The sequence below is a fragment of the Bradyrhizobium sp. CCBAU 11434 genome, assembly GCF_028128895.1.
GTDB classification, from domain to species: Bacteria; Pseudomonadota; Alphaproteobacteria; order Rhizobiales; family Xanthobacteraceae; genus Bradyrhizobium; species Bradyrhizobium zhengyangense.
Map to the genome: position 1 here is coordinate 444,773 of NZ_LBJX01000101.1, position 19,567 is coordinate 464,339.

The following is a 19,567-nucleotide window of genomic DNA, read 5'->3' on the forward strand; positions in this document are numbered from 1 at the left end:
ATGAACGGGTCGCAATTCGAGAGCGGAAACATCGTGGCAGAAGAGCTGTCGGCGACGGTCGCCTCGAAAACGACCGACCCGATTCAGGAACATAATTCGCGCCCCAAAGCCGAAGGCCTGTACGACCCGAGCCTGGAGAAGGATAGCTGCGGCGTCGGCTTCATCGCCAACATCAAGGGCAAGAAGTCGCACGAGATCGTCTCGGACGCGCTGAGCATCCTCTGCAACCTCGAGCATCGCGGCGCTGTCGGCGCCGATCCGCGCGCCGGTGACGGCGCCGGCATCCTGGTGCAGATCCCGCACGCCTTCTTCAGCCGCAAGGCCAAGGAGAACAAGTTCGAGCTGCCGGCGCCGGGTGAATACGCCATCGGCGCGCTGTTCATGCCGCGTGATACCGCCTGGCGCAACGTCATCAAGAGCATCATCGCCGACCAGATCAAGGCGGAAGGCCTGACCCTGCTCGGCTGGCGCGACGTGCCGACCGACAATTCCTCGCTCGGCGTCACCGTGAAGCCGACCGAGCCCGCCTGCATGCAGGTGTTCATCGGCCGCAACGGCACCGCCAAGACCGAGGACGAGTTCGAGCGCCGGCTCTACATCCTGCGCAAGTCGATCTCGCAGGCGATCTACCAGCGCCGCGACCGCGGCCTCGCGGGCTATTACCCCTGCTCGATGTCCTGCCGCACCGTGATCTACAAGGGCATGTTCCTCGCCGACCAGCTCGGCAAGTACTATCCCGATTTGCACGAGAAGGATTTCGAGAGCGCGCTCGCGCTCGTTCACCAGCGCTTCTCGACCAACACCTTCCCGGCGTGGTCGCTGGCGCATCCCTATCGCATGATCGCGCATAACGGCGAGATCAACACGCTGCGCGGCAACACCAACTGGATGGCAGCGCGCCAGGCGTCGGTCAGCTCCGAGCTGTACGGCAAGGACATCAGCCGGCTCTGGCCGATCTCCTATGAGGGCCAGTCGGACACCGCCTGCTTCGACAACGCGCTCGAATTCCTGGTACAGGGCGGCTACTCGCTGCCGCATGCCGTCATGATGATGATTCCGGAGGCGTGGGCCGGCAATCCCCTGATGGATGAGAAGCGCCGCGCCTTCTACGAATATCACGCCGCGCTGATGGAGCCGTGGGACGGCCCTGCCGCGATCGCCTTCACCGACGGCCGCCAGATCGGCGCCACGCTCGACCGCAACGGGCTGCGGCCGGCGCGCTATCTCGTGACCAAGGACGACCGCATCGTGATGGCGTCCGAAATGGGCGTGCTGACGATCCCCGAGGACCAGATCATCACCAAATGGCGCTTGCAGCCCGGCAAGATGCTGCTGGTCGACCTCGAACAGGGCCGCCTGATTCCGGACGACGAGATCAAGGCCGAGCTCGCCAAGAGCCATCCCTACAAGGAGTGGCTGGAGCGGACCCAGATCGTGCTCGAAGAGCTGCCGAAGGTGCCGACCACGGGCGTGCGCTCGAACCTGTCGCTTTTGGACCGCCAGCAGGCATTCGGCTACAGCCAGGAAGACATCACGATCCTGATGACGCCGATGGCGGCCACGGGTGAAGAAGCCGCGGGCTCGATGGGCAACGACACGCCGATCTCGGCGCTGTCGGACAAGGCCAAGCCGCTGTTCACTTACTTCAAGCAGAACTTCGCCCAGGTCACCAACCCGCCGATCGATCCGATCCGCGAGGAGCTGGTGATGAGCCTCGTCTCCATCATCGGACCGCGGCCGAACCTGTTCGACCTTCAGGGCCTTGCGACCACCAAGCGCCTGGAAGCGCGCCAGCCGATCCTCACCGACGCGGATCTCGAGAAGATCCGCTCGATCTCGGATGTCGCCGACACCCACTTCAAGTCGCGCACGCTGGACACCACCTTCCACGCCGGTCTCGGCGCGGCGGGCATGGACCAGGTGCTGGACGAGCTTTGCGCGCGCGCGGAAGCCGCGGTGCGCGAGGGCGTCAACATCATCATCCTGTCCGACCGCATGGTCGGCACCGACCGCGTGCCGATCCCGTCGCTGCTGGCCTGCGCCTCGGTGCATCATCATTTGATCCGCACCGGCCTGCGCACCTCGGTCGGCCTGGTCGTCGAATCCGGCGAGCCGCGCGAAGTGCACCACTTCGCCTGCCTTGCCGGCTACGGCGCCGAGGCGATCAATCCCTACCTCGCGTTCGAAACCATCATCGCGATGAAGGACCGCCTGCCCGGCTCGCTCGACGACTACGAGATCGTCAAGCGCTACATCAAGTCGATCGGCAAGGGCCTGCTCAAGGTGATGTCCAAGATGGGCATCTCGACCTATCAGTCCTATTGCGGCGCGCAGATTTTTGACGCGGTCGGCCTCAAGGCTGATTTCGTCGCAAAGTTCTTCGCCGGCACGCACACCCGCGTCGAGGGCGTCGGTCTTGCCGAGATCGCCGAAGAGGCTGTACGGCGTCATGCCGACGCGTTCGGCGAGGCTCTGGTCTACAAGACCGCGCTCGATGTCGGCGGCGAATATGCCTATCGCAGCCGCGGCGAGGACCATGCCTGGACCGCCGAGTCCGTCGGCTTGCTTCAGCACGCCGCCCGCGGCAATTCGCTGGAGCGCTATCGCGCCTTCGCCAAGATCCTGAACGAGCAGTCGGAGCGCCTGCTGACGCTGCGCGGCCTGTTCCGGATCAAGAACGCGGAGGAAGAGAAGCGCAAGCCGATCCCGATCGACCAGGTCGAGCCGGCCAAGGACATCGTCAGGCGTTTCGCCACTGGCGCGATGAGCTTCGGCTCGATCTCGCGCGAGGCGCACACGACACTCGCGATCGCCATGAACCGGATTGGCGGCAAGTCGAACACCGGTGAAGGCGGCGAGGAAGCCGACCGCTTCAAGCCGATGCCGAACGGCGATTCCATGCGTTCGGCGATCAAGCAGGTCGCCTCGGGCCGCTTCGGCGTCACCACGGAGTATCTCGTCAACTCCGACATGATGCAGATCAAGATGGCGCAGGGCGCCAAGCCCGGCGAAGGCGGCCAGCTGCCCGGCCACAAGGTCGACGCGACCATCGCCAAGGTGCGTCACTCGACCCCCGGCGTTGGCCTGATCTCGCCGCCGCCGCATCACGACATCTACTCGATCGAGGATCTGGCGCAGCTGATCTACGACCTCAAGAACGTCAACCCGACGGGCGACGTCTCGGTCAAGCTGGTCTCCGAAATCGGCGTCGGCACGGTGGCCGCGGGCGTTGCCAAGGCGCGCGCCGACCATGTCACCATCGCGGGCTTCGAGGGCGGCACCGGCGCTTCGCCGCTGACCTCGATCAAGCACGCCGGCTCGCCGTGGGAGATCGGCCTTGCCGAAACCCACCAGACGCTGGTGCGCGAGCGGCTGCGCAGCCGCATCGTGGTCCAGGTCGACGGCGGCTTCCGCACGGGGCGTGACGTCGTGATCGGCGCGCTCTTGGGCGCCGACGAGTTCGGCTTCGCCACCGCGCCCTTGATTGCGGCCGGCTGCATCATGATGCGCAAGTGCCATCTCAACACCTGCCCGGTCGGCGTCGCTACCCAGGACCCCGTCCTGCGCAAGCGCTTCACCGGCCAGCCCGAACACGTGATCAACTACTTCTTCTTCGTCGCAGAGGAAGTGCGCGAGATCATGGCCTCGCTCGGCTTCCGCACCTTCAACGAGATGGTCGGCCAGGTTCAGCTGCTCGACCAGACCAAGCTGGTGGCGCACTGGAAGGCGAAGGGCCTCGATTTCTCGAAGCTGTTCGTCAAGCAGAAGGAAGACAAGGGCCAGAAGATCTATCACTCCGAGCGCCAGAACCATCATCTGGAGGCCGTGCTCGACCGCTCGCTGATCGAGAAGGCGAAGCCCTCGCTCGACCGCGGTGCGCCGGTGAAGATCGAGGCTGCGATCAACAGCACCAACCGCTCTGCGGGTGCGATGCTGTCGGGCGCGGTCGCCAAGATCTACGGCCATGCCGGCCTGCCGCAGGACACCATCCATGTCAGCCTCAAGGGCACGGCCGGCCAGGCGTTCGGCGCGTGGCTCGCCAACGGCGTTACCTTCGAGCTCGAGGGTGAAGCCAACGACTATGTCGGCAAGGGCCTCTCGGGCGGCAAGATCATCGTCAAGCCGCCGGCGAATAGCGGCATCGTGCCGGAGGAGAGCATCATCGTCGGCAACACCGTGATGTACGGCGCCATCCAGGGCGAGTGCTACTTCCGCGGCGTCGCCGGCGAACGCTTTGCCGTGCGCAACTCGGGCGCGGTCGCCGTGGTCGAAGGCGCCGGCGATCATTGCTGCGAATACATGACCGGCGGCATCGTGGTCGTGCTCGGCAAGACCGGACGCAATTTCGCGGCCGGCATGTCCGGCGGCATCGCCTACGTGCTCGACGAAACCGGCGACTTCAACAAGCTGTGCAATCTCAGCATGGTCGAGCTCGAGCCGGTGCTGTCGGAAGAGCTGATCAACGCCGGCACGTATCACCACTCCGGTGATCTCGAGGCGCACGGCCGGGTCGACGTGTTCCAGAACCTGCTCGCATCCGACGTCGAGCGTCTGCACGTCCTGATCACGCGCCATGCCAAGGCGACCGGCTCCAAGCGCGCCGCGGACATCCTTGCCAATTGGAAGGAATGGCTGCCCAAATTCCGCAAGGTGATGCCGGTCGAGTACCGGCGCGCGCTGCGCGAAATGGCCGCCAACGCGGACGCCGAGCCGAAGATCGCGATCGGGGCGTAAGGCATCACACCCGTCATTGCGAGCGTAGCGAAGCAATCCAGACTTTCTTCCTTGATGCAGACTGGATTGCTTCGTCGCTTCGCTCCTCGCAATGACGGTGAGGAAACAACAAAACGACTAAGCGGCAGGGACTTCGGGTTTAATGGGCAAGATCACGGGTTTTCTCGAAATCGAACGGCACGATCGCAAGTACACCCCCGTCGCCGAGCGCGTGAAGCATTACAACGAGTTCGTCGTTCCCTTGAGCGAGAAGGAAACGCGCGACCAGGCCGCGCGCTGCATGAACTGCGGCATTCCCTATTGCCACGGCACCGGCTCGGTCGCGCCGGGCACGCCCGGTTGCCCGGTCAACAACCAGATCCCCGACTTCAACGACCTCGTCTATCAGGGCAATTGGGAAGAGGCCTCGCGCAATCTGCACTCGACCAACAACTTTCCTGAATTCACCGGCCGCATCTGTCCGGCGCCGTGCGAGGCGTCCTGCACGCTCAACATCGACGACAACCCCGTCACCATCAAGACCATCGAATGCGCGATCGTCGACCGCGCTTGGGACAATGGCTGGCTGAAGCCTGAGATCGCCGCGGTCAAGACCGGCAAGAAGGTCGCGGTGATCGGCTCGGGTCCGGCCGGCATGGCCTGCGCGCAGCAGCTGGCCCGCGCCGGGCACGACGTGCATCTGTTCGAGAAGTACGCCAAGGCCGGCGGACTGCTCCGTTATGGCATCCCGGACTTCAAGATGGAGAAGGGCGTCATCGACCGCCGCGTCAAGCAGATGGAAGGCGAAGGCGTCACCTTCCACTACAACAGCCATGTCGGCGTGGACGGCAATGTCGATCCGCGCGAGATGCTCAACCAGTACGACGCGATCGCGCTGACCGGCGGCGCCGAAGCCCCGCGCGATCTGCCGATCCCCGGCCGCGAATTCGACGGCATCCATTATGCGATGGACTTCCTGCCGCAGCAGAACCGCCGCGTCTCCGAGGAGCCGCTGGGTGGCGTCAAGGAGATCCTCGCCGGCGGCAAGCATGTCGTCGTCATCGGCGGCGGCGACACCGGATCCGACTGCATCGGCACCTCGCTGCGCCAGGGCGCGCTGTCGGTGACGCAGCTCGAGATCATGCCCGCTCCGCCCGAGCGCGAGAACAAGGGCCTGACCTGGCCGAACTGGCCGCTGAAGATGCGCACGTCGTCGAGCCAGGCCGAAGGCGCAATCCGCGAGTTCGCCGTGCTGACGCAGAAGTTCACCGGCGAGAACGGCAAGGTCAAGAAGCTGCACTGCGTGCGCGTCGACGACAAGTTCAAGCCGATCGCAGGCACCGAGTTCGAGCTCGATGCCGAGCTCGTCCTGCTCGCGATGGGTTTTGTGCATCCCGTGCACGAGGGTCTGCTCAAGCAGCTCGCGGTCGACCTCGACCCGCGCGGCAACGTCAAGGCCAACACGCTTGATTACCAGACCTCGCGTCCGAACGTGTTCTCCGCCGGCGACATGCGCCGTGGCCAGTCGCTGGTGGTCTGGGCCATCCGCGAAGGCCGGCTGTGCGCCCGCTCGATCGACACGTTCCTGATGGGGAAGACGGATCTGCCGCGGTGAGTGTTACTCGCGGCCAAACTAGGCAACGGTGTCATCGCCCGGCTTGACCGGGCGATCCAGTATTCCAGAGACGTTTTTATTGAACCGAGAAGCCGCGGCGTACTCGATGTCCCAGTCAAGCCGGGGCATGACAGCGGAGTGAGTTGAAAGCTTGCCGCTTACTAAGACGCATCAGTTCAAATCCCTACGCGCCGCTAATTCTGCAACCGCACGCCCAGCATCACCACCGTGCCCTGCGAACTCGAGCCCGGCTGGTTCGAATCCAGGATGTCGTGGCGCAACGTGCCCTTGATCCAGATGTTGCGGTTGAGCTTGTAGATCAGATTGCCTTCGAGCGAGTAGGTCTTGTCGTTGCGATTCTGGCCCTGATAGTCGTAGGTGCCGTAGGTGAACTTGCCGACCGCCGTCAGCCAGCGGCGGAAGTCGTGGTCGACTTCGGCGGCATAGGTGTGCACCAGCACGCCGGAGGAGCCGGGGATGGTGGTTTCCGCGATTTGGGTGTCGGTGTTGAATTTCACCGTCGTCAGCCCGCTGGCGTTCCAGATCAGCGATCCCGAGGTGAGGAAGCCCGAGAGCTGGCTCAGGCGAGGGTCGACATAGTTGCGCGCGGAATAGCCGACCGAGACTTCGCCGGTGAGGATGCGCGAGAACTCGAAGGACGAGCCGACCTTGGCATAGCCGCCGTTTGAATCGCGCAAATAGCCGTTGCGATCCGCAGCCTGGTCGTGGACGCGGTTGTCGCCCTCGATCTCGACGAACGGTTTTAAGCCCGGCTTCAGCTCGTAGGAGAAGCGTCCGACGCCGCCATACTGGTTGAAGTCGCGGTCGTCATTGCTGAAGGTCGACCCGTCGGTGAGTTTTGAATCCGTGTAGGCGGTGCGATCGATCGTGGCGCCGGCGGCGACCTGGAAACGGTTGAAGGTCTGGTCGAATCCGAAGGTGCCGCCATAGGTGGTGTAAACAGGATATTTCTGCAGGCCGGCCTGCACGTTGGGGCTGCCGGGATTGTCGGTGGCGAGCCGCAACCGGAATTGCGAGGTCAGCTTGAGGTCGCGGTCGACGTCGTAGCGGCCGTCGACATGGCCGGTGAAGTCGGGGCGGTTGATCTCGACAGGCGACGGCGAGGGAAGTCCGTCGATCGTCGCCGGCATGTTGTTGGTGTAGCCGGAGAACGAGCCGCGCAAGTCTGCGACCAGCGCGTGGCGCTCCCAGTCGGACATGACAAGCAGATCCGGCGCGACGACATAGACAGGCGAGCCGACCGGCTTGCTGAGACGTGCAGGATTGGTGTCGTAGCCGGTGGAAAGCTCGAGCCCGCCCTTGATCAGAAAGCTGCCGGCGTAGTCGCCGACCGCGCCGAACGCATCGTCGTCGACCTTGAGGCGACGGCGCTGCGGCTGGCCGGGCACGGTGCCGGCCATCGCAGGCGGCAATGGCGTCTTGTTCGCGGTCTCCGACGGCGGCGGCGCAATACGGGGAGGACCGAGCGTGGAGACCGGTGGCGTTGCAGTTGGCACCGGCGAGCCCGGACCTGCAGGCTTCTTCGGCTTCGGCTGACCCGGATAGAGTTTTGGCTGCTGGCGCTTGCGATTAAGCGAGTCGTAGCCCGAGCTGCTCGCACCGTTCGCGGCGGGAAGGCCATATGTCGGGACCTGGCCAATTCGCGTTGTCGCGGGCGCGTCGCTCTTCTTGCGCGGATCCTCGTTGGGATCCTGCGGCTGCGGGGGCTGCGGAACCGCGTCCGACGGCGCCGGCAGGACGCCCGCCGTGCGGCGCGTCGGCAGCGTCTCAGGCGAAACGAAGCCGCCGCGGCTGGGATTGAACAGGTCGGGCGTGAGGCTCTGGGCGGCCACTGGTGAGCTTTCCAGCGCGGTCAGCAGCAGGCATGGCAAAGCGGCGCGAAAGACGTACGCGCGACTGCTCCGGCCCCTACCTGGAGGCGACCCCACGATGGAATAACTCCAACGAAATCAGATACTTCACTGATGGCCTTCCGCGAACGCGCGGAAACCATCGTTAATGGAGTTAAAACAATTATGGTTAATGACCCGTTGAAGGCTTTGGGGCCTGCGTCGCCTCGCGCTCGACGGCGTGCTAAGGAGGCGGCCAACGGGCTAACGCCCCTCCTCCCTGGACCTGAGCATGCCGAGTTCGAAACCGCTGATGACCTCCTCATCCGGCCTCACCCCCACATCAGTCGAATCCGCACTCCGCACGCTGGAGACGGAGAGCGGCGGCATCAACGCGCTCGCCGCCGCCCTGCGCGGCCCGCTGGGCGAGGCGTTCGCCAGGGCGGTCGACCTGATCCGCAACGCCAAGGGCCGCGTCATCGTCACCGGGCTCGGCAAGTCCGGCCACATGGCGCGAAAGATCGCGGCGACCCTGGCCTCGACAGGCACGCCGGCCTTCTTCGTTCATACGGCTGAAGCCGCCCATGGCGACCTCGGCATGATCACGACCGACGATGTCATCATGGCGCTGTCCTGGTCCGGCGAGCAGCCGGAGATGAAGACGCTGGTGAACTATTCGGCGCGCTTTGCGATCCCGATGATCGCGGTGACGTCGAATGCGGCGTCCTCGCTCGCCCAGGCCGCCGACATCGTCATCGAATTGCCGAAGGCGCGCGAGGCCTGCCCGCACAATCTGGCGCCGACCACCTCGACTATGATGCAGGTCGCGATCGGCGATGCCATCGCGATCGCGCTGCTCGAAGGCCGCGGCTTCACCGCGCTGGAATTCGCCCACTTCCATCCCGGCGGCAAGCTGGGCGCGATGCTGAAATTCGTCCGCGACTATATGCGCACCGGCGCGGAAATCCCGGTCAAGCCTGAAGGCACCAAGATGTCGGACGCGGTGGTGGAGATGTCGGCCAAGGGCTTGGGCTGCGTCTGCATCGTCAATGACGCGAACGAGGCGGTCGGCATCATCACCGACGGCGATCTGCGCCGCCACATGCGGCCGGATCTTTTGACTGTGACGGTCGATGAGATCATGACCAGGCAGCCCAAGACCGTGCCGCCCTCGATGCTCGCCAGCGAGATGATCGAGGTGCTGAACACGCGCAAGATCACAACGCTTGTTGTGACCGAGGCGGACAAGGTGGTCGGCATCGTGCATCTGCACGATCTGCTGCGGGCGGGTGTGGCGTAGGTCCTACGGCTCTCTCCACGTCATTGCGAGCGTAGCGAAGCAATCCAGAATCTTTCTGCGGGACGGTCTGGATTGCTTCGTCGCATCAGCGCAAAATTGCTTCGCAATTTTGTCGCGAGCTCCTCGCAATGACGCATGGTTAGACTGTTGGAAACCGCGCCGCGTTCTCCTCCAGCGGCAGCCTCAGCCCGTTGGCCAGATACGACACCGTGCGATAGAAGCCGCACAGCAGCATGATCTCCAGGATCTGCGCCTCGTCGTAATGCGCGGACAGCGCGGCGAACTCGGCGTCGGTGAACGTCCCGCGGGTGTGCAACGCGTCCACCGCTGCGATCAGGGCCTGCTCGGCCGCGGACCAGCAGGCCGAATTCGCATCGCCCCCCACCGTCGCACGAACCTCATCCTCGCTAAGCTTCGCCGGGCCGGCGAAGATCGCGACATGGACGCCCCATTCATATTCGCATCTGTTCAGCGCGCAGGTCCGATCGATGACGATCTCGCGCTCCCGCAACGATAACGGCCCGGGATCGAGCAGGCCGCCGGCACGAAACTTGTCCCAGGCGCGGCTGTGGCCGGCCATCACCCGGAAAAGCATTAGCGGCGGCGCGCCGCGCATGATGCGGTCGAACTGCGCCTGGATCTCCGGGGGATAAGGCTGATCGAGCGCGGCGATACGAGGAGCCGGGGATGACATGGGCATCTTCCTTGCTACAATTATTGTAGCAACACGCTACATTATCCGTAGCACGACGCAAGAGGGTGTGATGGCGAAACAGACGGGCTCAGGGGAACGTCGCGTGCGCGGCTCGCGTACCGGGCGGCCGATCATGGCGCTGCTCGACCTGCTCGGGCGGCGCTGGGCCTTGCGGATATTGTGGGAATTGCGCGCGGAGCCTCTCACCTCGCGCGCATTGCGCACGGCCTGCGATGAGGCTTCGCCGACGGTGTTGCAAGTGCGGCTGACGGAGTTGCGCGAGGCGGGGTTTGTGGAGCTGGGCGACGGCGGAGGCTATGGCCTGACACCGGTGGGCCGGGAGCTGTGCGAGACGTTCATGCCACTGCACAGGTTTGCGGAGAGGTGGCGCAGCAAGAGTGGCGCCTAGCTAGGTCTGGCAATCCAGCCTCAACAAGCTCGTCATTGCGAGCGCAGCGAAGCAATCCAGAATCTTTCTGCGGCAACAGTCTGGGTTGCTTCGCTACGCTCGCAATGACCGCACCTACGCCGCGGCCACCGTTAGATTCACGCCATCCACCTGCACCACCTTCACACGCGTCCCTGCCGGAGTGTCCGGGCCCGCCACGCGCCACACCGTGTCGCCGATGCGCATGGTGCCGTTGCCGTCGATGATCGGCTTCTCCAGCGTGAACTCGCGGCCCAGCAACGCCTCGGTGCGCTTGTTGAGGAACGGGCTGGCGCTTGCATCGAACTTCGGTCGCGCAAGACGACGCCACACCGGCACGGCCGCGGCTGCGAACACCGCGAACATCACGAGCTGGATCTGCCAGGAGATGACGGTGGCGAACGAGATCAGGCCGACCAGGAGCGCGGCGAGCCCCAGCCAGAACAGGAACACGCCCGGCGCGATCACCTCCAGCGCCATCAGGAGGAAGCCGAAGATCAGCCAGTTCCAGGTGCCGAGCGATACGAACATGTCGGTCATGACACGACCTCTTTATGTTGGCGCACGCCCCTAAGGTCATGCGCCGTTCCTCAACCCTGCCGCGGCGGAACCGCCGGCGGCGTGCCGCCAGCCGGCGGCACTGAGCCGGTGCGGCGCGCGGCGGCGGCTGCAGACGCAGCACTTTCGCCGAACGTTGCCTTGGCGATCTCGCCGATGCCGGCGAGCGAACCCAGAATGCTGGTGGCCTCGATCGGCAGCATGATGATCTTCTGGTTCGGCGAGTCGGCCAGTTGGCCGAACGCCTTGATGTATTTGTCGGCAATAAAATAATTCAGCGCAGCCACGTCACCCTTGGCGATGGCCTCACTCACCATTTGCGTCGCCTTGGCCTCGGCCTCTGCAGACCGCTCACGCGCCTCGGCGTCGCGAAACGCAGCTTCCTTGCGGCCTTCGGCCTGGAGGATCTGGCCCTGCTTGGCGCCCTCAGCGCGCAGGATCTCGGACTGGCGCGCGCCTTCGGCCTGAAGGATGTCGGCGCGCTTGACGCGCTCGGCCTTCATCTGCCGCCCCATCGCCTCGACGAGATCGGCCGGCGGCACGATGTCCTTGATCTCGATGCGGTTGACTTTCAGGCCCCACGGCGAGACCGCGGCATCGACGACGCGCAAGAGGCGCTCGTTGATCTCGTCGCGGTGCGACAGCACCTGGTCGAGGTCCATCGCGCCCATGACCGAACGGATGTTGGTCATGGTCAGCACGATGATCGCCTGCTCGAGATTGGCGACCTCATAGCTCGCCTTCGCTGCATCGAACACCTGGAAGAAGGCAACGCCGTCGACCGTCACCGTCGCGTTGTCCTTGGTGATCACCTCCTGCTCGGGGATCGAGATCACCTGCTCCATCATGTTGATCTTGCGCCCGACGCGATCGAAATAGGGCACGATGAGATTGAGGCCGGGCGTTAGCGTATGGGTGTATTTGCCGAACCGCTCGATGGTCCAGTCATAGCCCTGCGGCACCGTTTTCACGCCGGCAATCAGCGTGATGATGACGAGCAACACCAGAACAATCGCGAAAATATCAAAACCGCTCATATCTCCTCCAAGGCAGGAAAGAAGCCGGGAAACAGGCCCTTCCCGCGCTGTCATTGGTCGGGATCAGCACCCTACCGGTTCAGCGGTCGCTTTTCACGTCGGCATGCGCGCGATTCTGAACAAGGCGCACGGAGCGGGAACGGTCACGATTATGTATTTTTCGAAGGGCTCTTGAAAGCGTACGGCGGCAGACCTAGCGGCAAAGATTAACAAACTGCGACGCTACTCGATGACGTCGTTCGCGATTGCGAGCAGCCCGGCGGGAAGCGTAACGCCGATCGCCTTGGCCGCCTTCACGTTGATCGCAAGCTCGAACTTCGTCGGATTCTGGACCGGAAGGTCGGCGGCTTGCGCGCCCTTTAGGATGCGATCGATATAGCCCGCGGCACGTCGCAGCTGCTCGGCACTGTCGGTGCTGTAGGACATCAGCCCGCCTTCATCGACGAAGGCGCGGCTCCAGAACACCGACGGCAGATGCGATTCCGCGATCGCTGCCAGCAGAGGCGCGCGATTGGCCATGGTGAAAAAGTCGGGCAGCACCAGGAATCCGCCATCCTTTCGCGAGGCCAGCGCGGCGATCGAGGCTGCATCATGCACCGCCGCGGGCTCGACCACGACATCCAGCGTCCGCGCAGCCTCCTCGAGCGTGCGCAGCATCAGGGCTGCGAACGGCGCGGTGGCGGGATTGTAGACGACGAAGGCGCGAGAGACCTTTGGCGTGACCTGCGTCAGCATCTCCAGCCATTTGCCGGCAAGCGGGCCGTCATAATCGGTGAAGCCGGTGATGTTGCCGCCGGGATGGGCCAGATTTTGCACAAAACCCTGGCTGACGGGATCGGTGACCACCGCGAACACGATTGGAATCGTCGCGGTGCGCTGCCGCAGCTCCTCCACCGAGGGGGTGCCGATCGCGAGCAGAACGTCCGGCTTGAGCGCGATCAACTCGTCGGCGAGCCGGGCGATCGGAGCGCGATCACCACCTCCGTTGCGCCAGTCGACCCCGAGATTGTCTTGCTCCTTCCAACCATGGGTGGCCAGCGCCTCGACCAGGCGGGCCTGCCCGATCACGTCATCGGCCGTGACCGAAAGCACGCCCAGTCGGCGCAGCTCGCCGGTCTGCTGCGCCAGGGCTGAGAGCGGCAGCACCGTGATCGTTCCCAGAAGCGCCAGGCAGTCGCGGCGGTTCATGGAACGCTCCCTAGATCCAGGCACATTAGATCCAGCCTTGCAGCTCCCGCAGCACCAGCGTGCGGATCACGTCCATGCCCGGATCGCTATCGTTCAGGCAGGGGATCGCGGAAAACTGCTCGCCGCCATTGTGCTTGAAGATCTCGGCATTCTCCTGCGCGATCTCCTCCAGCGTCTCGAGACAGTCGGCGGAAAAGCCCGGCGTCACCACCGCGATGCGGCGCACGCCTTCTTTCGCCAGGCGTTCCATCGTCTTGTCGGTATAGGGCTGCAGCCATTCATCATTGCCGAAGCGCGACTGGAAGGTCAGCAGCAGCTTGGTGTCGTCCATGCCGAGCCGGCGACGCAGCGCCTGCGTCGTCGCGACGCAATGGCTCCGATAGGGATCACCCTTGTCGACATAGGATTTCGGCATGCCGTGAAAAGACGCGACGATCAGCTCGGGCTTGAAGGATAAATTCGCCAGATGCAACTCGATCGAGACGGCGAGCGCCTCGATATAGGCCTCGTCCTCGTAGTATGGCGGCGTCACCCGCAGCGTCGGCTGATTGCGCAGGCCGGCGAGCACACGGAACACCTCGTCGCAGACGGTCGCCGAGGTCGAGGCGGAATATTGCGGATAGAGCGGCACCGCAAGGATGCGCTCGCATCCCTTCGCGATCAGCGCATCGATCCCCGCCTTGATCGAGGGATTGCCGTAGCGCATCGCCCAATCCACCACGACATGCGCGCGATCAGACAGCGCGGCGGCGAGCTTGTCGGCTTGCGACCGCGTGATGGTCTTCAGCGGCGACTCGTTCTTCTCGACGTTCCAGATCTTCTGGTAGTCGAGCGCCTTGGTGCGGGGGCGGCTGCGCAGGATGATGCCGTTCAGCACCAGCTGCCAGATCAGGCCCTGGTCCTCGATGACGCGAGCGTCCGACAGAAATTCCTTCAGATAGACCCTCACGCCGGCGGCGTCGGCCGTATCGGGCGTGCCGAGATTGACCAGCAGCACGCCGACGCGCGGCTGGCCGGGCTGAACGGTCGGCTTCGCTGAAACGATGGGGGCCAGGGTCTCCATGGCCAGTTGGGTCGCGCGTTGCTCCGAACTTGTCAAGATGAGGCCGGTTTCGCTAGGGTCCCGTCCAAGCGGGGGAGGGAAGATGACGCTCGCGGAATGGTGCGTTCTCGGGGCACTGTTGCTCTATCTCGTAACGATCGTCTCGATCAAATGGATCAGGTTTCGCGGCTTCGACAATTCCCGGCCGCGCGATCCCGCCTTCTATGAGGACGCCATCTCGCAGCGCGCGCTTGGCGCGCACCAGAACGGCATCGAGACCTTGCCGTTCTTCGCCTTCGCCGTCCTGCTCGCCGAATTCCGGGATTCACCACAGCGCCTGATCGACGAGCTCGCGGTGCTGTTCCTGATCGTGCGGGTGGCCTATGTGCTGACCTATCTCGGCAACCGCCCGACGCTGCGTTCCATCCTCTGGAGCATCGGCTTTGCGCTCAATCTGGCGATCTTCTTCATGCCGATGTTGAAGAAGTTTTTGCCGGTGTGAGTTGCTTCTTCCTTCTCCCCTTGTGGGAGAGGGGAAGAGCACTCAAAAACACGTCGTCCGTTCGGCCGCGATGTAGCCGAACAACAGCCCCGCTCCGAACAGCAGCACCAGGGCCGCGGCGCCGAATTCGATGCCGCGCATGAACAGCGCGCCGCCGCCGTCGCGGCCCGCGCTGAGGCGGCCGGCGATGTCCTTGGCCGAGACTGCGACCAGGGCGATGGTCGCGACCGTGATCGCGGTGCCCAGCCCCATCAGGAAGGTTGCGGCAATGCCGGCCCAGAACAGGCCCTGGGCGAGCGCGAATACCAGCACCAGGATGGCACCCGAACAGGGGCGGATGCCGACGGTCAGGATCGCGGCAAAGCCGCGCCGCCAGCCGCCGGGGCCGGCCAGCTCGCTCGGGGTGGGTCCATGGGAATGGCCGCAATGCTCGTCATGGACATGATCATGCCCGTGATGATCATGGTGGTCGTGGTCATGATGATCGTGCGCATCATGATGGTGATGGCCGTGATCATGATGGTCATGCGGCACGCCCGCTATGGCAGGCACGGGCTGCGTCACCTGGAGCGCGCGGATGAAGGTGCGGCCCTTGGTCCAGGTCAGGCGCAGGCCGAACAACGCGATCAGGGCGTAGCTTGCGATCTCGATGGCCCCTTCCGCCTTGCACATGGTCCTGGCGGTCGCATTCAGGATCCAGGCCGAGATGCCGACGATCAGGATCGCCACCAAGGACTGCATCAGCGCCGAGGCCAACGACAGCGTGATGCCACGCCGCGCGGTCTCGCGGTTGGCGACGAGATAGGAGGCGATCACCGCCTTGCCGTGGCCGGGGCCGGCCGCATGGAAGATCCCGTAGGCAAAGGAGATGAAGAGCAGCGTCCACACGGCCGAGCCGTCGGATTTGGCAGCGCGGATGGTCGACGACATCTGGCGATAGAATTCGGACTGCTTTGCCAACAGCCAGCCGATGAGGCCGCTGGCCTCCGGCTCGGCCGCTGGTGCCTGCTTCGGCGCGCCGAACGGATTTTGTGCCAAGACATGGTGAAGCGCCGCATCCGCCAGGCTGGCGGCGAGGAGAATGGCGGCGCAGGTGAGGAACCCGCGCCCAAGCGGCGAGAGATGCGGCTTCAAGGGCAATCCACCGTGATCTTGTTGGCGAACATCATGCCGAAATTGGCATTCGGGCCGTCCATGAAGGTCTGCTCGTTGAGCTTCTGCGCGGTCGCGGTGCCGTCGCTCGGACGATCGAGCTTCATCTGGCAGCCTGATGGCGCGCCGACCAGCTTGACGGGATTATCCTTGGCCATCTGGAAGTCGATGAAGAACGAGCGGTCGAACACTTCCAACACCAGCTGCTTGGGCTTGAGCGGGGTCTTCAGCGGCAGTGTAAAGTGCAGGGTCAGCACCGTGTCCTTGTAGTCGAGGAAATAGTCGACCGGCTCGCCAAAACGCTCCTTCTTGCCGTCGGCCTTCGCGAAGGTGAAGTAGGCATATTCCTTCAGCGACTCGACATTGGTCTGCGCCAGCGGCCCGAGCTCCTCGCGGGTATAGGCGCCCTTCTTCTTGGCCTCGAGCCCCTGCACCGCATAGGCCGAGAACATGTCGTCAAAGGTCCAGGCGTGGCGCACGCCGGTGATGCTGCCGTCCTCTGCGTAGAGCAATTCGCTTGAAGCGGTGATCCAGACATGCGGATGCGCGATCGCCGGACCCGCTACAAGCAGCAGGCCGGCGGCGAACAGCCATCCCAAAATGGCGCGCATGCCGATCAGGCCGCCTTGTCGCCGAGCAGGCCGCGGCGGCGGAGCAGCGCGTCGGGCTCGGGCGGACGACCGCGGAAGGCCTCATAGGCCGCTTCCGGGTCGACCGATCCACCGCTCGAATAGATGTCGTCGTGCAGGCGCTTGGCGACGTCGGGATCGAAGATGTTGCCGGCTTCCTCGAACGCGCCGAAGGCATCGGCGTCCATCACCTCCGACCACATGTAGCTGTAATAGCCGGCGGCGTAGTGGTCGCCCGTGAAGATGTGGCCGAACTGCGTCGGCCGGTGCCGCATCGAGATTTCCTCGGGCATGCCGATCTTCTCCAGCTCGCGTTTCTCGAAGGCACCGACGTCCTGTGCGGCGGCGGCCGGCTGGGAGTGGAACTCGAGATCGACCAGCGCCGAGGAAACGAACTCGACCGTGGCAAAGCCCTGGTTGAATTTTCGCGCGGCGAGGAAGCGCTTGAGCAGGTCGTCCGGCAGCGGCTCACCGGTCTGGTAGTGGCGGGCGAACTGCTGCAGCACCTCGGGCCGCTCCTGCCAGTGCTCGTAGAGCTGCGACGGCAGCTCGACAAAGTCGGTGAACACAGAGGTGCCCGACAGCGATGGATAGGTCACGTTGGAGAGCATGCCGTGGAGGCCGTGGCCGAACTCGTGGAACAGGGTGCGGGCATCGTCCGGCGACAGCAGCGAGGGCTCAGCTCCGGCGCCCTTGGCAAAATTGCAGACATTGATGACGAGCGGCGCGATCTCGCCATCGAGCTTCTGCTGGTCGCGCAGCGAGGTCATCCAGGCGCCGGAGCGCTTGGACGGCCGGGCGAAGTAGTCGCCGTAGAACAGCGCCTTGTGCTTGCCGTCGGGGCCCTTGACCTCCCAGACCCGCACGTCGGGGTGCCAGACCGGCACATCCTTGCGCTCCTCGAAGGTGACGCCGAACAGGCGCGTGGCGCAGTCGAAGGCGGCCGCGATCATGTGATCGAGCGTCAGATAGGGCTTGATCGCGGCGTCGTCGAAGTTGGCGCGCTGGAGGCGGAGCTTCTCGGCATAGAAACGCCAGTCCCAGGGTGCGAGCTTGAAATTGCCGCCCTCTTCCGTGATCAGCGCCTGCATCTCGTCGCGATCGGCGAGCGCTCGCGCCCGGGCCGGCTTCCAGACCCGCTCCAAGAGGCCGCGCACCGCGTCCGGCGTCTTGGCCATGGAATCCTCGAGCCGGTAGGCGGCGAAGGTCGGGTAGCCCAGGAGCTTGGCGGTCTCCTCGCGCAGCTTCAGGATCTCGCCGATGGTCGCGTTGTTGTCGTTGGAATTGCCGTTGTCGCCGCGCGCGATGAAGGCCTTGTAGACCTTCTCGCGCAGGTCGCGGCGGCCTGAGCTCTTCAGGAACGATTCGACCGACGAGCGCGACAGCGTGACGATGGCCTTGCCTGCCATGCCGCGATCTTCTGCCGCAGCCTTGGCGCCGGCGACAAAGCTCTCCGGCAGGCCCTGGCGGTCGGCCTCACCGAGCTCCATGAACCAGTCCTGCTCGTCGCCGAGCAGGTGATGGCTGAAGCCGGTCGCGAGCTGAGCCAGCTTCTCGTTGATCTCGGCCATCCGCGTCTTGGCCTCGTCGGACAGGCCGGCGCCGGAACGGTGGAAGCGGGTGTAGGTGCGCTCCAGCAGGCGGAGCTGCTCCGGATTGAGGCCGAGACTGGCGCGGTTCTCGTGCAGCTGGGCGATGCGGCCAAACAGCACGGCATTCATCATGATCGGATTCCAGTGCCGCGCCATCCGCAAGGAGACCTCCTTGTCGATGTCGAGGATGGCCGGGTTGGAATGCGCCGAGACCAGGTCGTAGAAGACGGAGGCGACCTTGTTCAGCAGCTTGCCGGAGCGCTCCAGCGCCGTGATGGTGTTGGCGAAGTCGGGCGCAGCCGGATCATTGGTGATCGCCGCGATCTCGGCGGAGTGATCGGCGAAGGCCTGCTCGAAGGCCGGCAGGAAATGCTCCGGCACGATCTCGTTGAAGGGCGGGGTCGCAAACGGCGTCACCCAGGCCTTCAGCAGCGGATTGGTCTCGGAGTCCGTAGTTTGGCGGGGGTCTGACATCGCAAGTCTCGTTTTTTGAGGCAATTTGTTGGGGCCAGCTATAGCACGCGATGGGGCTTTTTTGGGCCATTTGGCCTTGCTCCCGCCCGCCTTTTCGGGGAGATTGCGGCCCTCGAAACACCGGACCGTAAACGCCCATGAACGCGCCCTCTTCGTCTTCCCGTCAGATCGTCTGGCCGAGCGTCATCACCGTCATCAGCGCCGCCATCCTGATCGGCGCCGAGGTGTTCGGCGCGGCGTTTGCCGGCGGCTGGGCGCTCGCGATTCTGGCTGGCCTCGGTGACCAGGGCGCGCACATCCTTCAGGCCGTGCTGTTCGCACTCGGCGTGCTGGTCATGACGGCGTTCGTCCGCGCAGCTCAGCGCGTCGAGCCGTTCTTCAAGCGCCGCTGAGGCGCCTCGCGCGACAGAGTCACGCACGACACAGAAAACTTAACGCGCGTTCATCTTCCGCGTCGCTCGCGCAACACTGCGCAAGCAGATGTTAGGCAATTCTGTTCTCAGCCTAAAAAAATTCTTGCGAAGCCGAGTCAAAACCCTTATGTGCGTTTTTGCCCAATTTCGCACGTGCCTGTGGTCGTGTGTCAGTCGGTAGGTATCCGGACAAGAGGCCGGACAGCCGCCAAGGGGTGAAGAAGCCGAGGGGCTCTTCGGAAGTGCAGAAGCCGGAAGGTTGAAGCAGACTCCGAAGCGTCCAGCATCTCTCTCAAAGAGATGCCTTGTCGAAGGTGACTTCGCTCTTTGCAACCGTGACTGGCAGCCGGAGGCGAACCGGCGCACCCCGCTCTCAACGGG

Annotated in this window: 15 protein-coding genes; 6 read left to right on the forward strand and 9 right to left on the reverse strand. The window is 64.3% G+C overall.

Annotated features, from left to right (window positions below; all coding sequences use genetic code 11):
• Together gltB and XI06_RS36830 are read left to right on the forward strand one after the other, a co-directional pair.
• Entirely contained in the window at positions 1-4,734 is a 4,734-nt protein-coding gene (gene gltB, locus XI06_RS36825) for a glutamate synthase large subunit (protein ID WP_271607546.1), read from the forward strand.
• A gap of 142 nt (positions 4,735-4,876) precedes the next feature.
• On the forward strand, positions 4,877-6,328 hold the full coding sequence (locus XI06_RS36830; RefSeq protein WP_237866659.1) for a glutamate synthase subunit beta: 1,452 nt from the start codon (positions 4,877-4,879) through the stop codon (positions 6,326-6,328).
• A 194-nt stretch (positions 6,329-6,522) separates the two neighbouring features.
• On the opposite strand, the gene XI06_RS36835 is transcribed toward XI06_RS36830, so the two are convergent.
• The gene (locus XI06_RS36835; protein WP_271607547.1) at positions 6,523-8,277 is read right to left on the reverse strand and encodes an outer membrane beta-barrel protein; all 1,755 of its coding nucleotides are present in this window, start codon (positions 8,275-8,277) and stop codon (positions 6,523-6,525) included.
• 193 nt (positions 8,278-8,470) lie between these two features.
• Here XI06_RS36835 and XI06_RS36840 point away from each other — a divergent pair, with 193 nt between their 5' ends.
• Complete coding sequence (locus XI06_RS36840) at positions 8,471-9,478, forward strand: KpsF/GutQ family sugar-phosphate isomerase (protein WP_237866656.1); 1,008 nt, start codon at positions 8,471-8,473, stop codon at positions 9,476-9,478.
• Between the two features lie 139 nt (positions 9,479-9,617).
• On the opposite strand, the gene XI06_RS36845 is transcribed toward XI06_RS36840, so the two are convergent.
• Entirely contained in the window at positions 9,618-10,172 is a 555-nt protein-coding gene (locus tag XI06_RS36845) for a carboxymuconolactone decarboxylase family protein (RefSeq protein ID WP_271607548.1), read from the reverse strand.
• 70 nt (positions 10,173-10,242) lie between these two features.
• Here XI06_RS36845 and XI06_RS36850 point away from each other — a divergent pair, with 70 nt between their 5' ends.
• Positions 10,243-10,581 (forward strand): winged helix-turn-helix transcriptional regulator, encoded by a 339-nt coding sequence (locus XI06_RS36850; RefSeq protein ID WP_237866650.1) that lies wholly within the window; start codon positions 10,243-10,245, stop codon positions 10,579-10,581.
• Positions 10,582-10,695: 114 nt separating this feature from the next.
• Here the strand turns inward: XI06_RS36850 and XI06_RS36855 are convergent, their stop codons facing one another.
• From XI06_RS36855 to hemH, 4 genes are all read right to left on the reverse strand, one after another.
• A complete protein-coding gene (locus XI06_RS36855; RefSeq protein ID WP_237866649.1) occupies positions 10,696-11,139 on the reverse strand; it encodes an NfeD family protein in 444 nt (147 codons plus the stop codon).
• Positions 11,140-11,189: 50 nt separating this feature from the next.
• A complete protein-coding gene (locus XI06_RS36860; protein ID WP_237866648.1) occupies positions 11,190-12,194 on the reverse strand; it encodes an SPFH domain-containing protein in 1,005 nt (334 codons plus the stop codon).
• A gap of 222 nt (positions 12,195-12,416) precedes the next feature.
• Complete coding sequence (locus XI06_RS36865) at positions 12,417-13,382, reverse strand: ABC transporter substrate-binding protein (protein ID WP_271607549.1); 966 nt, start codon at positions 13,380-13,382, stop codon at positions 12,417-12,419.
• A gap of 25 nt (positions 13,383-13,407) precedes the next feature.
• Positions 13,408-14,445 carry a ferrochelatase gene (hemH, locus tag XI06_RS36870; protein ID WP_271607550.1) on the reverse strand — a complete coding sequence of 346 codons (1,038 nt, stop codon included), beginning with the start codon at positions 14,443-14,445 and terminating at the stop codon, positions 13,408-13,410.
• Positions 14,446-14,527: 82 nt separating this feature from the next.
• Here hemH and XI06_RS36875 point away from each other — a divergent pair, with 82 nt between their 5' ends.
• Positions 14,528-14,926, forward strand: coding sequence for an MAPEG family protein (locus tag XI06_RS36875; RefSeq protein ID WP_271607551.1), 399 nt, complete (start codon positions 14,528-14,530; stop codon positions 14,924-14,926).
• A gap of 42 nt (positions 14,927-14,968) precedes the next feature.
• On the opposite strand, the gene XI06_RS36880 is transcribed toward XI06_RS36875, so the two are convergent.
• From XI06_RS36880 to XI06_RS36890, 3 genes are read right to left on the reverse strand one after another with little or no spacing between them, the layout of a single operon-like run.
• On the reverse strand, positions 14,969-16,060 hold the full coding sequence (locus tag XI06_RS36880) for a nickel/cobalt transporter (protein ID WP_237866642.1): 1,092 nt from the start codon (positions 16,058-16,060) through the stop codon (positions 14,969-14,971).
• Complete coding sequence (locus XI06_RS36885; protein ID WP_271607600.1) at positions 16,057-16,695, reverse strand: DUF1007 family protein; 639 nt, start codon at positions 16,693-16,695, stop codon at positions 16,057-16,059. The genes XI06_RS36880 and XI06_RS36885 overlap by 4 nt, the downstream gene beginning before the upstream one ends.
• Positions 16,695-18,773 carry a M3 family metallopeptidase gene (locus tag XI06_RS36890; protein WP_271607552.1) on the reverse strand — a complete coding sequence of 693 codons (2,079 nt, stop codon included), beginning with the start codon at positions 18,771-18,773 and terminating at the stop codon, positions 16,695-16,697. Before XI06_RS36890 ends, XI06_RS36885 begins: the two co-directional genes overlap by 1 nt.
• Positions 18,774-18,910: 137 nt before the next feature.
• Here XI06_RS36890 and XI06_RS36895 point away from each other — a divergent pair, with 137 nt between their 5' ends.
• Positions 18,911-19,165 (forward strand): hypothetical protein, encoded by a 255-nt coding sequence (locus tag XI06_RS36895; RefSeq protein ID WP_237866640.1) that lies wholly within the window; start codon positions 18,911-18,913, stop codon positions 19,163-19,165.
• Positions 19,166-19,567 lie beyond the last annotated feature (402 nt).